This window comes from Halobellus sp. (genome assembly GCF_042218505.1).
GTDB lineage: Archaea > Halobacteriota > Halobacteria > Halobacteriales > Haloferacaceae > Haloquadratum.
Genome location: NZ_JBDGQZ010000018.1, coordinates 41,975 through 56,204, shown reverse-complemented (window position 1 = coordinate 56,204; position 14,230 = coordinate 41,975). Strand labels below are relative to the sequence as shown.

The 14,230-nt window shown below is 63.7% G+C and carries 13 protein-coding genes and 1 pseudogene; 6 read left to right on the top strand and 8 right to left on the bottom strand.

The window, feature by feature from the left end; all coding sequences use genetic code 11:
• The first annotated feature begins 88 nt into the window (after positions 1-88).
• Entirely contained in the window at positions 89-571 is a 483-nt protein-coding gene (locus tag ABEI27_RS05945; RefSeq protein ID WP_375798490.1) for a hypothetical protein, read from the top strand.
• Here ABEI27_RS05945 and ABEI27_RS05940 read toward each other — a convergent pair.
• Complete coding sequence (locus ABEI27_RS05940) at positions 558-1,103, bottom strand: HTH domain-containing protein (RefSeq protein WP_375798489.1); 546 nt, start codon at positions 1,101-1,103, stop codon at positions 558-560. The two genes, ABEI27_RS05945 and ABEI27_RS05940, sit on opposite strands and share 14 nt — an antisense overlap.
• A 112-nt stretch (positions 1,104-1,215) precedes the next feature.
• On the opposite strand from ABEI27_RS05940, the gene proS reads away from it, so the two are divergent.
• The 3 genes from proS (at position 1,216) to ABEI27_RS05925 (ending at position 4,458) form a co-directional block, all read left to right on the top strand.
• On the top strand, positions 1,216-2,682 hold the full coding sequence (gene proS, locus ABEI27_RS05935; RefSeq protein ID WP_375798488.1) for a proline--tRNA ligase: 1,467 nt from the start codon (positions 1,216-1,218) through the stop codon (positions 2,680-2,682).
• A gap of 112 nt (positions 2,683-2,794) precedes the next feature.
• A complete protein-coding gene (gene dacZ, locus ABEI27_RS05930; RefSeq protein ID WP_375798487.1) occupies positions 2,795-3,610 on the top strand; it encodes a diadenylate cyclase in 816 nt (271 codons plus the stop codon).
• A complete protein-coding gene (locus tag ABEI27_RS05925) occupies positions 3,610-4,458 on the top strand; it encodes a mechanosensitive ion channel family protein (protein WP_375798486.1) in 849 nt (282 codons plus the stop codon). The genes dacZ and ABEI27_RS05925 overlap by 1 nt, the downstream gene beginning before the upstream one ends.
• Here the strand turns inward: ABEI27_RS05925 and ABEI27_RS05920 are convergent.
• Together ABEI27_RS05920 and purD are read right to left on the bottom strand one after the other, a co-directional pair.
• Positions 4,455-5,102: an acyltransferase gene (locus ABEI27_RS05920; RefSeq protein WP_375798485.1), complete on the bottom strand. Its 648-nt coding sequence runs from the start codon at positions 5,100-5,102 to the stop codon at positions 4,455-4,457. The two genes, ABEI27_RS05925 and ABEI27_RS05920, sit on opposite strands and share 4 nt — an antisense overlap.
• 99 nt (positions 5,103-5,201) lie before the next feature.
• Complete coding sequence (gene purD, locus ABEI27_RS05915) at positions 5,202-6,500, bottom strand: phosphoribosylamine--glycine ligase (RefSeq protein ID WP_375798484.1); 1,299 nt, start codon at positions 6,498-6,500, stop codon at positions 5,202-5,204.
• 138 nt (positions 6,501-6,638) lie between these two features.
• Here purD and ABEI27_RS05910 point away from each other — a divergent pair, with 138 nt between their 5' ends.
• On the top strand, positions 6,639-8,882 hold the full coding sequence (locus ABEI27_RS05910) for a thioredoxin domain-containing protein (protein WP_375798483.1): 2,244 nt from the start codon (positions 6,639-6,641) through the stop codon (positions 8,880-8,882).
• Between the two features lie 52 nt (positions 8,883-8,934).
• Here the strand turns inward: ABEI27_RS05910 and ABEI27_RS05905 are convergent, their stop codons facing one another.
• From ABEI27_RS05905 to ABEI27_RS05895, 3 genes and pseudogenes are all read right to left on the bottom strand, one after another.
• The gene (locus ABEI27_RS05905) at positions 8,935-10,323 is read right to left on the bottom strand and encodes a PAS domain S-box protein (protein WP_375798482.1); all 1,389 of its coding nucleotides are present in this window, start codon (positions 10,321-10,323) and stop codon (positions 8,935-8,937) included.
• Positions 10,324-10,381: 58 nt separating this feature from the next.
• On the bottom strand, positions 10,382-10,774 hold the full coding sequence (locus tag ABEI27_RS05900) for a thioredoxin family protein (protein ID WP_375798481.1): 393 nt from the start codon (positions 10,772-10,774) through the stop codon (positions 10,382-10,384).
• Positions 10,771-11,657, bottom strand: a pseudogene (locus ABEI27_RS05895) (RNA-guided endonuclease TnpB family protein); the annotation flags it as partial. The pseudogene ABEI27_RS05895 and the gene ABEI27_RS05900, both read right to left, overlap by 4 nt.
• A 288-nt stretch (positions 11,658-11,945) precedes the next feature.
• Here ABEI27_RS05895 and ABEI27_RS05890 point away from each other — a divergent pair.
• On the top strand, positions 11,946-12,935 hold the full coding sequence (locus ABEI27_RS05890; RefSeq protein WP_375798480.1) for a PLP-dependent cysteine synthase family protein: 990 nt from the start codon (positions 11,946-11,948) through the stop codon (positions 12,933-12,935).
• Between the two features lie 242 nt (positions 12,936-13,177).
• Here the strand turns inward: ABEI27_RS05890 and ABEI27_RS05885 are convergent, their stop codons facing one another.
• The gene (locus tag ABEI27_RS05885) at positions 13,178-13,723 is read right to left on the bottom strand and encodes a DUF123 domain-containing protein (protein ID WP_375798479.1); all 546 of its coding nucleotides are present in this window, start codon (positions 13,721-13,723) and stop codon (positions 13,178-13,180) included.
• A gap of 2 nt (positions 13,724-13,725) precedes the next feature.
• Entirely contained in the window at positions 13,726-14,154 is a 429-nt protein-coding gene (locus ABEI27_RS05880; RefSeq protein WP_375798478.1) for a DCC1-like thiol-disulfide oxidoreductase family protein, read from the bottom strand.
• Positions 14,155-14,230 lie beyond the last annotated feature (76 nt).

Sequence of the window (14,230 nt, the reverse complement as noted above, 5' to 3'; positions counted from 1 at the left end):
GCAGAGAGAACCCGCTTGCTAACTCGTACCTTCGGCGTCGTATAAAAGCCTTCGCAAAGTCGAAATGCCAGGCCGCCTTCCGGGGCGTATGAAACTCACCGTTGAGCGGGTCGCCCGCGAAGCCGACTGGGTCGCGGACCGCGCCGATCAGATCGTCCCACTGATCAATGAGACGCGACAACGACTCGGGGAGACTTTCGGTACTGGCGTTAGCGACGTTTCAGCCGAACAGTATGATACAGAGGTGACGGCGGTCTTCGCCGACGGTGACAGGGCTGTCAACGCGGCCGCCTACGTCGCGATTCTCCGGGAACTAGACGTTGAAGCGGACTACCCGGGGTTCGTCGTCGACGAAGTACTCGGTCGAGAACTCGCGGCGACGATCGCCGGCGGGACACCGCTGTCGCTGCTTGCACAGGCAACCTTCCACTTCGCGGACGTGACGACCCACAGCGCGGGCGGCGCCGGCATCGACGATCTTGATGCGGCACTGGCAGCGGGGTTTCAAACCCGACTGCCGGGGTGGGAGTGGCGCGAGGGCGAGAGTCCCTTCGCGATCACTCCTGAGTGAGATCAGCGTCTTCGTCGGATCGTTCCCGTTCGGCAATCTGCACCAGACGGTGGATAAAACAACTGTCACAGTCGTCTGCGAGCATAACGTTGGAGATGGCGTCGTCTTCGAACTCGACGAGCGCGGCTCGCGGAACACGCCCCTCGCCCGTACGCGGGTTTGCTGGGCCCTGCCCGCCTGTCCCGAATCGAGATGCGACGGCCTCGCCCACGTCGCCCTCGCGCTCCGCGTATCGACGCAATCGTTCGAGGGTCGGTTTGGGCCCCGTGTCGGCGGGACCCTCCGCGTCGTCGCCGTACCGGTCCCAAGATTTCACGGCAACGGTGTCCACGTGATCTGCCTCCGACAGCGCGCGCAATCGCTCTTCGACGAGTTCGAACTCGTTTCGGCCACCGGTCTTGACCGGCTTGCACCACAGTTCGACCCGCGTCTCGACCGACGCGGTGTCGTCTCCGTTGTTCGTTCCGCCCCCTGCTACGCCTTCAGCGGACCATACGACATCCGATCGCCGTCTTATGATATGTGATAGCATATATTTCCCCCTGGTTCTTTCTATGCAATCACCTGTCATCTAGCTTGCGCCGCTGTGTAGTCTCTCTCCACTTCAGGGAGATTTAAGACCGACCTGGGGTTCGAAATACGTAATGAGCGACGAGCAGGAACTCGGGATTACCGAGTCGAAAGAGTACAATACGGGCGAGTGGTACGCCGAGGTCGTCCAGAAAGCCGACCTGGCCAACTACGCGCCTGAGGGGATGAGCGGGTTCATCGTCACGCGCCCTCGCGCCTATGAGCTGTGGGAGCGACTCCAGGGCCACCTCGATTCGCTGTTTAAGAACACGGGTGTCAAGAACGCCTACTTCCCGATGTTCATCCCCGAGAGCTACCTCGAACAGGAGAAAGACATCGTCGAGGGATTCGACCCCGAGGTCGCGTGGGTCGAGCGCGCCGGCAAGGAGGAACTCGAAGAGCCGCTGGCGGTCCGACCGACCTCCGAGTCGATCATCACCCCGTACATCTCCCAGTGGGTTCGGAGCCACCGCGATCTGCCACTTCGAGTGAACCAGTGGGTGTCGGTCGTGCGCTGGGAGGCGACGGAGACAAAGCCGTTCTTCCGGACGAAGGAGTTCCTCTGGCAGGAGGGCCACACCGCCCACGCCACCCGCGATGACGCCTGGGCAGAAACCACTCGCCGACTCGATCAGTACGAGGAGACGTACGAGGATCTACTCGCGATGCCGGTGCTCCGCGGGGCGAAACCGGAACACGACAAGTTCCCCGGCGCGGACACGACGACGACCGTCGAAGCGCTGATGCCGGACGGAAAGTCCGTTCAAGGCGCGACCTCGCACTACCTCGGGACCTCCTTCGCGGAGGCGTTCGACATCACCTACACCGACGAGGACGAGGACGAGCAGATCGCGCACACGACTTCGTGGGGGCTCTCCTGGCGAGCACTCGGCGCGCTGATTATGACGCACTCGGACGATCAGGGACTGGTGCTTCCACCGGCAATCGCGCCCGAACAGCTCGTGATCGTCCCGATTTGGCAGGCCGACACGAAGGACGAAGTGCTCTCGTACGCCGAGGGAATCGCCGAGGACCTCGAAGACGCAGGAGTTCGCGTCGAACTCGACGACCGGGACGAACGGAATCCGGGCTTCAAGTTCAACGAGTGGGAGCTCAAAGGCGTCCCCGTGCGGATGGAGATCGGCCCCAACGAGGCCGATGACGGCACGGTCACGCTGGTGCACCGTCCCGACGGCGAATCCACCGAGGAGATCCGCGAAGACATCGCTGAGACCGTCTCGACGCACTTCGACGAGGTGTACGCCAAACTGTACGCCGCCGCCGAGGACAACCTCGAATCCAACGTCCGCGAAGCCGGGGACAGAGCCGAAATTCTCGGGACAATCGGTCAACACGGCGGCTACGTCAAAGCCCCGTGGTGTGGCGACGAGGCCTGCGAAGACGAGATCAAAGAGCAGATCGCCGCAGAGATTGTGATGGTTCCGCTCGACGACGAGGACGCGGAAATCCACCACAACGAGGACTGCGCGATCTGTGACGCCGACGCCGAGGAGACGGCGTACTTCGCGAAGTCGTACTGACCCGCACAGCGACCTGACTTCTCCGCCCGTCGTGTCAGACGAGCGTCAGACAGGTCTCAGATGCGATACTGTCCCACAACGCTTTATAAGCGTCTCCCGTCTACCAACGCTAATGGCGGCGTTATCGGACCTCCTGGAAGATGTCGTGTCGGACGTCGAGGGCGTGTTCCTGTTCTCGCCGAGCAGTTCCCACTACGAACGGTTCGCTAACGCCGATCTGGACGTCGACCTCGTCGTTGTTGCGCCCGAGAACGCGGTCGACGCGGACACGTACGTCGAGTTACCGCTCGAGTTCACCACCGTCCGCGACCGGATCCGATTCGGGATCGAAGGCGCGCTCGAACAGGACCTCGTCGAAGAGGGTGACATCGTAGCGTGCAGCGTGCGAATCTTCGACGGCGACCCCGACGGAGTCGTTCGGGTCCGCATCGAGGAGTCGATGCGATCGGGGATCTACGACCTCTTTGCGAACTCCCGTGCCGACCCGGGTGTCATCCGCGACGTGCTCGAGGTGGCGATCGAACTCGGTAAAAAGGGTCAGAAGGGCAAGCCTGTGGGCGCGCTCTTCGTCGTCGGCGACGCGGGGAAGGTGATGAACAAGTCCCGGCCGCTCAGTTACAACCCCTTCGAGAAGTCGCACGTCCACGTCGGCGACCCCATCGTGAACGTAATGCTCAAAGAGTTCTCCCGGCTCGACGGCGCGTTCGTCATCTCAGACGCCGGAAAGATCGTCAGCGCCTATCGATACCTCGAACCGGCCGCTGAGGGCGTTGACATCCCCAAGGGCCTCGGTGCGCGTCATATGTCCGGCGCGGCAATCACCCGTGACACCAACGCGACGGCGGTCGTCCTCTCTGAGTCTGACGGCCTCGTCAGAGCGTTCAAGGGTGGGCAAATAATTCTGGAGATCGATCCGGAGGAGTACTGATGACGCCGTCTAACAGCGTTCAGGCCTCCGAGAGCCTCGGCCTCGATCCGACCGGGTTGCTCCAGATCTGGACGAATCCCTTGCAAGAAGTGCTCAAGGCGGTTCCCCGGGCCGTCTGGGTGGCGCTCGTGGTGGGTCTCGTCGGACTCGCGGTCGCCCTGGTGCTCGGGACGTTGACGACCCGCCTGCTCGTCCGTCTCGGCGTGCCCGAGGCGATCGAAGGGACCGCCTTCGAGCGGACAGCGCGGGACTTCGACACCTCGACCGTCGAAGTCTTGGGATCGCTGGTTCGCGTGTTCGTGCTGGCAATCGCCGTTCTGTTGGTTCTGTCCGTCGCCAATGTGTCTATCGCGTTTTCCTTCTGGGCCCGTGCCGTCCAGTTCCTCCCGCAACTGTTTCTCGCACTCGTCATTCTCATCGTCGGCGTCGTCGTCGGCGATAAGGTCGATCTGTTGATTAACGAACGCCTCACTGGAGTCAAGATTCCGCAGATCGGCGTCTTCCCCCGGGTCGCCAAGTTCACCGTGTTCTTCATCGCGGTGCTCGTCGCGCTCTCGCAACTGGGTGTGGCGACGCTCTCGCTCGTTGTCCTGTTGGGCGCGTACCTGTTCGCACTGGTGTTTCTCTTCGCGTTCGCGTTCTCCGACCTGCTGAAGTCGGGGGCGGCCGGTTCGTATCTCCTGCTTGATCAGCCGTACGTCATCGGTGACGAGGTCAAAATCGACGGCAAGCGCGGGATCGTTCAAGAAGTGAACCTCTTCGTGACGCACATCGAGAACGACGGCGAGGAGTTCATCATTCCTAACAGCACGGTTTTCGACGAGGGCGTCGTACGGATCCGCGATTAGTCTGCTGTTTCGTCACCTTCGTCGGACGCGGCGTCTACTCCCACCTCGTTCACAGACTCTGCTCTCGCTTCGGACGTGCCACCGTCCGCTGTGTTCCCGTCTCTATCCACCGGTTCCGCGGGAATGCCAGCGACGGTCGTGCCAGGCGGGACGTCACGGGTGACCAGTGAGTTGGCGGCCACCTGGGCGTTCTCACCGATCCGGACACCGGGGAGGATCACGGCCTTCGCGCCGATCATCGCGCGCTCACCGACCGCGACTTCCCCCGTCCGGTACTCGTCCTGCAGGAACTCGTGACACAGGAGCACCGAGTCGTAGCCGACGACGGCGTGGTCGCCGAGCGTGATGAGTTCGGGCCAGAAGACATCCGGTGTCGCTTCGAGTCCCCACGAAACGCCCGTTCCGAGGGTCACACCGAGTCGGCGCAGCGCCCAGTTCCTGAGACGGAGCGAGGGAACGACGCGGGCGATCAACACGAGGACGTAATTGAGCGCGACCCGCGTGACCGGTTTCGCGTCGGTCCAGTGCCACAGCGAGTTCCGCACGCCCGGGGTCGGGTGACGGCCCAGTCGGTCGTGTCTCCGTTCTGTCCCGGCACTGCCGCCGTCGTCGGGTTCGTCGCCGTCGTCTGGATCCTCGCTCACGGCCTCTCCTTAGTGTGGACCGTAGAAAAGGTTCGCTCGTCGGCCTCGGGCTTCGAACGGCCGAGATTCGCTCTTGTACCCATCAAGAGTCAGGTGGCTCTACTCGCTGCGGAGTTCGCGCATATGATCGACGCGCTGCTGGATGAGGTCGGGTTTGCCGACGTCGTGACGGATTCGAAGTCCGTCGCCGGCGGCCGCGAGAGCGTCTTCTACCTGCTGTTCGGCTACCTCGATGGTGTCGGCGACGCCGACGACGGCGAACGAACGGGAAGTCGTCGTGTAGAGTCCGTCCTCGCGCGCATCGACGCTGGCGTAGAACAGCAGTGCGTGTCCCACGCTCTCCTCGTCGACGGCAATCCGTACCCCGCTGTCGGGGTCGGTCGGGTAGCCGTCGGGGACGGCGTACTTGCAGACGGTCGCAGCGGAGTCGAAGTCCAGTTCCGGGAGCGGTTCGTCGTCACGAGCGGCAGTCAGCACGTCGAGGAACGACGTCTCCAGAACGGGGAGCGTATTTATCGCTTCGGGATCGCCGAAGCGGGCGTTGAACTCGACTACCCGCGGGCCGTCTGCTCCGAGCATAAACTGGCCGTAGAGGATCCCTTTGTAGTCGGGAAGCGCATCGACTGTCGCCTCTAGGATGTCGACTGCGGCCTCGTACTCCGGGGCGCTCATAAACGGCAGTTCGGGCGTCGCATCGCTATAACTGCCCATCCCGCCGGTGTTGGGTCCCTCGTCGCCCTCGTAAGCCCGCTTGTGGTCCTGCACGGCGGGCGTCGTCCGGAGTTCGCCGTTCGCGACGAACGCCTGGACGGTGAACTCCTCGCCGACAAGGCGCTCCTCGAGGACCACCCGGTCGTAGTCGTGCTCCCGAAGGTACGCTTTCGCCTGCTCGCTGCTGACCTGGTCTCCGATGACTTTGACGCCCTTGCCGCCGGTGAGTCCCGCGGGCTTGACCGCGAGGTCACCGTCGCACTCGTCGATATACTCGCAGGCGGCGTCCACCTCCTCGAACACGGCGAAGTCGGGACACCCGGGGATGTCTTCGGTCTGCATAAACTCCCGCTGGAACGCCTTGTCGGTCTCGATGCGTGCGGCCTCCGCGCCGGGGCCGAACGTGTAGACGCCGGCGGCGTCCAGTGCGTCGGCGACGCCCGCCTGCAGCGCCGACTCTGGGCCGATGATCGCGAGCGTCGCGCCGACTCGCTCGGCGTACTCGACGATTGCCGAGGCGTCGGTTTCGCTGAGCGTCTCGAATCCCTCAGCGAGCGCCGCGATTCCGGGATTCCGGTTGCTAGCACAGGCGTACAAGTCGCAGGACAGATCGGCTGTCAACGAACGAGCGATGGCGTGCTCGCGTCCGCCGCCGCCGACGAGCAGGACCGTCTCCGAGTTAGACATATCCGGAGGACCTGCACACGAGAGTGTAAAGGTTGCTCTTTTTGCGTTCTCGTCTATACACGTTTGTGGCTGTCACACGGGCTCTCTCGCGGATGGTGCTGTCGCACCGCTTTTCCCCCGCACGGTCGTATATTGGCTATGGACGATCCGCTCTCCCGGAACCGCCTCAGCGAGGAGGGAAGCCCGTACCTCCACCAACACGCGGACAACCCCGTGAACTGGCAACCGTGGGACGACCCGGCGCTGCAGGCCGCCGAAGCGGCCGACCGCCCGATCTTCCTCTCTGTCGGCTACTCAGCGTGCCACTGGTGTCACGTGATGGCCGAGGAGAGTTTCGAAGACGAGGAAGTCGCTGCGGTGCTCAACGAATCATTCGTTCCGATCAAAGTCGACCGCGAGGAGCGGCCGGATCTCGATCGGATCTATCAGACGATCTGCCAGCGCGTCACCGGCGGCGGCGGGTGGCCGCTTTCGGTGTGGCTCACGCCCGACGGCGACCCGTTCTACGTCGGGACCTACTTCCCGAAACGAGAGGATCCGCAGCGCGGGAACGTCCCAGGGTTTCTGGACGTCTGTGAGTCGTTCGCGACCGCCTGGGAGACCGACCGGGGAGAGATCCAGAACCGTGCGTCACAGTGGACCGCCGCGATCCGGGACCAGTTGGAGACGACGCCGGATGCGACTCCGGAGGGCACAACAGCGTCCCGGTCTGGCGGCGAAGCCCGAGAGGTCGATGTCGGGCAGAGAGCAGGCCCCGAAGCCGACGCCACTGACGAGGAGCAGTTCGGGACAGCGATCCTGGGCAGCGTCGCGAAATCGGCGCTCAGAGCCACCGACCGGGAGTACGGTGGGTTCGGCTCCGGCGGTCCGAAGTTCCCGCAACCGGGCCGCATCGAAGCGCTTCTCCGCTCGTACGCGGCCTCGGGTACCGACGACGCGCGAACGGCCGCGACCCGGACGCTCGACGCGATGGCCGCCGGTGGGATGTACGACCAGGTCGGCGGCGGCTTCCACCGCTACGCCACCGACCGGGAGTGGACGGTCCCACACTTCGAGAAGATGCTCTACGACAACGCCGAACTCCCGCGAGTGTACCTGTCGGCGTACCAACTGACCGGGCGCGACCGATACGCGACCATCGCTCGGGAGACCTTCGCGTTCCTGAAGCGGGAGTTCCGCCACGATGACGGCGGCTTCTACAGCACGCTCGACGCCCGCAGTGAGGGTGAAGAGGGGACGTTCTACGTCTGGACGCCCGAGACGGTCGCGAGCGCAATCGACGACGAGCGGACGACAGAGATCGCACTGGACCGCTTCGGGGTGACAGACGCGGGCAACTTTGAGGGCGACACCGTCCTCACGATTGACACCTCGATCCCCGACCTCGCTGAAGCGTACGACTGTCCGGAGTCGGAAATCGCTGACCGCCTCGAAGACGCTCGGGAGGCGCTGTTCGCGGCGCGCGCCGAACGCGTTCGACCGGCGCGCGATGAAAAGATCCTGGCGTCCTGGAACGGTCTGGCGATCGGGAGTCTCGCCCGGGGCGGCCTCGTCCTCGGCGACGACGAGTACGTCGAACTCGCGGCGGGCGCGCTCTCGTTCGTCCGGCGGCACCTCTGGGACGATACGGAGCAACGCCTCGCCAGACGATATACGGATGGCGACGTGCAGGGCGACGGGTACCTCGACGACTACGCGTTCCTCACCCGCGGCGCGTTCGAACTCTATCAGGTGACGGGCGACGTCGAACACCTCGCGTTCGCCGTCGAGTTGGCCGAGGGAATCGTCTCCAAGTTCTACGACGCCGATGCGGGAACAGTGTATCTCACGCCCGCGGACGGGGAGTCGCTCGTGGCGCGGCCCCAGGAACTGATGGATCAATCGACGCCGTCGAGCGCCGGCGTGGCGGCGTCGGTGCTGCTTCAGCTGGACCCGTTCGTGCCGGAAGCGGCGTTCGCGCGGGTGGCCGGAACGGTCATCGACACGCACGCAGACACGATTCGCGGGCGACCCCTCGAACACGTTTCGCTCGCACTCGCCGCGGCGTCGCGGGCACGTGGCGGGACGGAAGTCGTCGTCGCGGCCGATGGACTGACAACGACAGACGGAAGCGCGGTCGGACTTCCGGAGTCGGTTCGGACGTCGCTGGCGTCGACGTATCTCCCGGGCGCGGTCGTCGCGCCGCGACCCGCGACCGACGACGACATAGACGACTGGCTGACGGCGCTCGACTTCGAGGTGGTGCCACCGATCTGGCGCGGCCGAACCGAACGGGACGGCGAGCCCACGGTGTACCTGTGTGAGGGTCGTGTCTGCTCGCCCCCGTCGCACTCGCTTTCGGGGGCGCTTACGTGGTTCAGCGAAGAGACGGAGGTCGAGTGAGTCTGCTCGCCGACGCGAACGGGTGCAACTCGAACTAACCGCAACGCCTCACTTATCGGGCGAGCGGCAATCGGACGGTGATGCGATTACCACTGTTTCCGGAGTTAACGGTCACCCGCCCACCCGAGAGTTCGACGGCCCAGTAGACCAGCCAGAAACCGAGGCCGCTGCTGTGATAGACGTCGCTCATCTCGTGGTTGCCCTCGAGGACGTCCGCCTCGATCCGTGGAATCGGGTTCCCTTCGTCCTCGACGGTGAATTCGGCGTGGTCGTTCCAACAGCGTGACGAAACCCGCACCACTGGCGAGTCCGCTTCGGCGTGTTTGATCGCGTTCTCGACGAGTTCGATCACGCCAAGTCTGAGTTCGGGTCGGACGTGGACGGGACAAGATTCCTGCCTCACGAATTCGAGGTTCGGGACCTCGAACCGGCGACGAATGTCGTTGAGTCCGTCTTCGACGACGTCCCGGAGGTCGAGTCGCTCCGGGGCCGCGCGCTTGGTGACCATATCGATGATCTCTCGTCCTTTCTCGGCGCTCTCGAGCAGGTCCTCGCCGGTCTGTCGGATCACGGCAGTCTGATCTGCGGCGTCCGGGAGGTCGTCCTCGATGACTGTCGCCGTACCCATAATGACGTTGAGATCGTTTCGCAGATTGTGTCGCAGTAGATTGTCCATCACGTACAACTGGCGTTCCCGGCGGCGCCGGTCTGTGATGTCGCGGGTGAACCCGGTGATCCGTCGTACTTCGCCATCTTCGACGATCGGTTCGGCCTGCACCCACACCCAGCGGTCGTAGTCCTCCGCCTCGTTGACTCGGTACTCGATATCGACTGAGGTCCCCGAACTGAGACACTTCATCGCGTCTTTGACCTGCGGCAGGTCCTCGGGATGGATCGTCTCTAGAAAAGTCGTCGGATCGCCGCGGAGTTCCTCGACGGAACGCCCGTACAACTCCTCGTATGCGGGATTGACGAAGAGGACCTCCGACCAGTCGGCGTCGAACATCCACAGAACGTCACCCGAGGCAGCAGCGATTTCCTCTAATCGGTCTGCGGTGGCCTGACGCTCTCGCTCGGCCTGCATCCGATCGGAGATGTCCCGTGAACTCACGACGAAGCCGCCGAGCACGGAGTCGGTGAGATTCGACATCCGACTCTCCAGCCAGACCCAGTCACCGTTGGCGGATCGGTGTCTGTACTCAACGGAGACTTCGTCGAAAGTCTCGGCTCGGATGGTCCGCTCGAAGGCCCTCACAACGTTCCCGCGGTCGTCGGGATGGATGTACTCGAAAGCGTTATTGCCGATGAGTTCCTCGGGATCGAGTCCGAGAATCTGTTTCGCGGCACCACTAACGTAACTGAACGTCCCGTCTTCCTCGAGGACGGCGACCTTATCCTGTGCGTGATCGAGGAGGACGCCGGTTGGATCGGGACGATCCATCACGTGTATTTTGCACAGCCTTGGACAAAAAGATGGAGGCTCTGACGCCCGCTTCGGGTTACAGTCGCGCTGCGAGATAGGCCGCGATCGGCCGCTGCTCGTCCTCTACGTAGCGAGCGATCTCTTCGTCGTCGCGCTCGACGACGACCGTCGGGATCAGTTCGATTTCGTACTCCCCGACGAGCGGTCCGGTTTTGCTCCCGTCGTCTTCCTTCTCGACGGGGTAGTGGTGGACGCGCGCTTCGGGGACGTCGGCGGCGGCGAGTGCGGCCCCAAAGTCCGGGAGTTGACCCCGGCAGTCGTCACACCAGTCACCGCCCCAGACGCGAAAGACGAGCCCGTCTTCGGTCAGCGCTTCGACGGTATCCTCGCGTGCGTCCGCGCTCCAGGCGGGGTTCGGTTGCATCGTGTCGAGCGTTCCGGCATCCGCGTCTGCGTCGGTTTCAACCATACACCCGAGTACGACAGGTGCGGGTGTAAACCTCGCGATAGCCGCTCTCGAATATCTGTCAAGCCCTCAAACGCGATTACATCGAAGTCGTGTTCGACGGCTTCCGCGACACGTTCGTTAGTAACTGTGTGGATGTCCTGTTTCCGCGATGCTTCTTCTCGCTTCCCGAGTCGAAGCAGGGCGTTGTGCGCGGATTGAGCGCCGCGCTGGTGCATCTCACCACGTCGCTTCTCGAACTCGCGACACCAGTGGTCGTAGTCGTCCCCCTGCCAGAACGTGCCGGTCGATGAGACGACGAGGCTGTTGACGCCGAGTCGATACCGAGGACCGTTTGGTTGGGGTGCCCGGTATCTGCCGAAACCTCTGCGTCGTCCCCAGAAGGCTCTGCGTTCTGGTGTGCGGACGAGACGTTCGTCTCGTCAACGCCGTCTACCCGCCGCGTTGAGACATTGAGGTAGAACTCGTCGGTTGCCACGTCGTACCGAAGCGTACTCTCTCGGAACTCGCAGTCCTCGGAGAGTACGTACCGCTCGTGTGGCGTCGGGCCGTCGGACGGGAGAACGAACGACGGTTCGGCCAGGCCCTCGACAGTTGCCAGAGACACCTTGTTGCGATAGACGGTCGCGCTCCGCGTGTCGTAGTCCATCGTTTCGGCGGTGAACGCAGGGCAAGAGACGGGCTGTCTCTTCTTCCAACATCCGACACACGCTTTGAGGGCTTCGACGGCGCGTTTGATTACGGCTTGGACGAGTTGTGCCCGTACGTCCGTCGTCTCTCGAAGTTCGGAGTAGAGCGCGTCACGAACCTGTCGCTTGTTGGTGTTGCACTCGGTGTAGGAGGTGTCGGACCGACAGTAGTTGGCGGTTCGGTTCGCGCAGTACAGGTATTGGTCGGCGGTTCGTCGGAACCGGCGAGCTACACGACGGCGGTTCGACGCACCGCAACAACCCCAGGAATGCCCGACGGTAGTTATGCGTTCGGGGATCGGCCGGTCGCAGTATGCCGGTTGTATCGTAGCATATGTGTTTCCTCTCCGGCCTACTCGCTCCCTTCGCTACGCTTCGGTCGCTGCTTGAGGCCGGAGACCCCACCTCGAAAACGCTGACTTCGAGACCGGTACGCCGTGGCCGCCGTCGTCATCGTCTTGTGCCCCTCCGACGAACGGGTGGATATGGACGCGAACGTGTTGGAGACGATCGGGTCACCGCTGGTGCGGGTCGACTCGCCGACGGGGGCGACCGTCGCCGCGAAGATCGAGTCGAAGAACCCCGGCGGGTCGGCGAAGGACCGGCCCGCGCTGGCGATGGTTGAGCGCGCCGAGCGCGCCGGCGAGATTTCGCCCGGTGACGCGCTCGTCGAACCCACGAGTGGGAACACCGGTATCGGACTCGCGGTCGTCGCCGCCGCGAAAGGGTACGATCTCACGGTCGTGATGCCCGGATCGAAGTCCCCCGAACGGAGACAGATTATGCGGGCCTACGGGGCAGAGATCGAACTCGTCGACGGCGACATCTCCGATGCCAAGGACCGCGCCGACGAACTCGAAGCCGGGGGGATGATCCAGTTGCGACAGTTCGAGAACCCTGCGAATCCACGGGCGCATTATCTGACGACGGCCGAGGAGATACTCGATCAGATCGGCGATCGCACGGTCGATGCGCTGGTTGCGGGCGTCGGGACGGGCGGCACGGTCACCGGAATCAGCCGTCGGTTGCGCGAGGAGTTCCCCGAGATGGAGGTCGTCGCGGTCGAACCCGCAGACAACGCCGTCCTCTCGGGCGGTGAACCCGGAATCGACGATTTTCAGGGGATGGGCCCGGGGTTTGTCAGTCCGAATCTCGATACGGATCTACTCGACGACGTCGAGACGGTAACCATCGACGAGGCCGAAGCAGAGTGCCGACGACTGGCCCGCGGGGAGGGGATCCTCGTCGGCCAGTCCTCCGGCGCATCGAATCTCGCTGCCAAGCGCGTCGCCGAACGACTCGCTGACTCGAACGCCCCGACCAAAGAGCCCGATCCCGGATATATCATCGAATCCGAGGACCAGAGCGTGGGATCAACAGGGCCAGACGCAGAGGCTACGGGCGATCTCCCGTTGGTACTCACCGTGTTCTGGGACAGTGGGGAGCGGTACATGTCGACCGGGATGTTCGAGTGACGATTCTTGAGTTGCAGTTATGTATGCTACTCGAGGACTGACGCCCGAGCACCAACCGGATGGCATAACGGTAGGTGAATATAAGTAGAGAGAGAGCAAAACGTATATTGCCGGGGTGCCTCTGACAACCGGCAAGTTGGTGAGTTCACCGGGAGCTAGATCGGTAACGGCTAGTCTTTCGGGCGAATTCCCGGTCGGCCCCGCACCGGCCTTGCCCGGACCGGTGCGGGATCCTTGACCTCCTATTCGGCTGCGTCGTCCACGATACGCTCGAACTCCGTCGCCACTCCCGAGCCCAGCGTTTCGACCCCACTGGCGGTGAAGAGATGCGCCGGGCAGTCACAGTCGGAGGCTCCGAATCCCCCGATAGGCGACGGTTCGAGTCGATCCGCGTTCGATCGCAGCGCGGAGGCGAGTCGGCATTCGACCGCCGCGTGTGGTGCCGCGACGACTCCCACGAGCGATGTGGACGGATGACCGCCGAGGTAGTCGATGTGCCAGTGGGTGACGCCGTGTTCGCCCGCCGCGACCCGTCGGTGTCGATCGACCCGAGCCAAGCCGTTGGATCCGAACGCGCTGCCGACGTAGGCGTACGCACCTGCTGGGAGACTGGTCGTCCCGAGCGCGCCGACCGAGAGAGTCGTGGCCTCGGGGAGCGAGAGGAGGAGAACGTACGTTCCCGGCGGGGCCGAACCGGCACCGATTCCGAGGCTGTCGTCTTCGCTGGCGACGTTTGCCGGGTCGATTTCGACGAGGCGTCCAGCACGGCCGTCGGCGTCGCTCGCCATCGTCAAGCCAACGCTTCTGGCTGCCGTTCGGCGTTCGCGCCGAGTCGATCGAACAGGTCTGCTGCGCTCTCACCGAGTGGATAGATGTCGTGGTAGTCAGCGGGGTCGCGGCCGCGGCCGCTCGCGACGCCGACGGCCTTGGCGATTGTGTCGTAGTTGTCACGCACCAACGATCCGATGATGCCGGGCGTGCCGGCGCGGTCGGCCAACTCTTTGGCCGCCGAGCGCCCGGCGTACACGCGATGCCGCTGGCCATCGACGAGGAACATCGCAAACGGCGTCTCCTCGAACTGGGCCTGCAGGAACGCTTGGGCAGAATCATCATACCAGGAGATCGCCCCCACGTCATCGAGCCGTTCGAGTGCCCGCGCTGCAATCGAGCAGTACGGGCACTCGCCGTCGTAGATGAGAATGGCGTCGTACTGTTTCATACCATATCTTGTGACTGCTCGGACAAAACCGTGCTGGCGGTTGTGGCTCTATGCCGGTGGTCGAAGCCGCATCCGG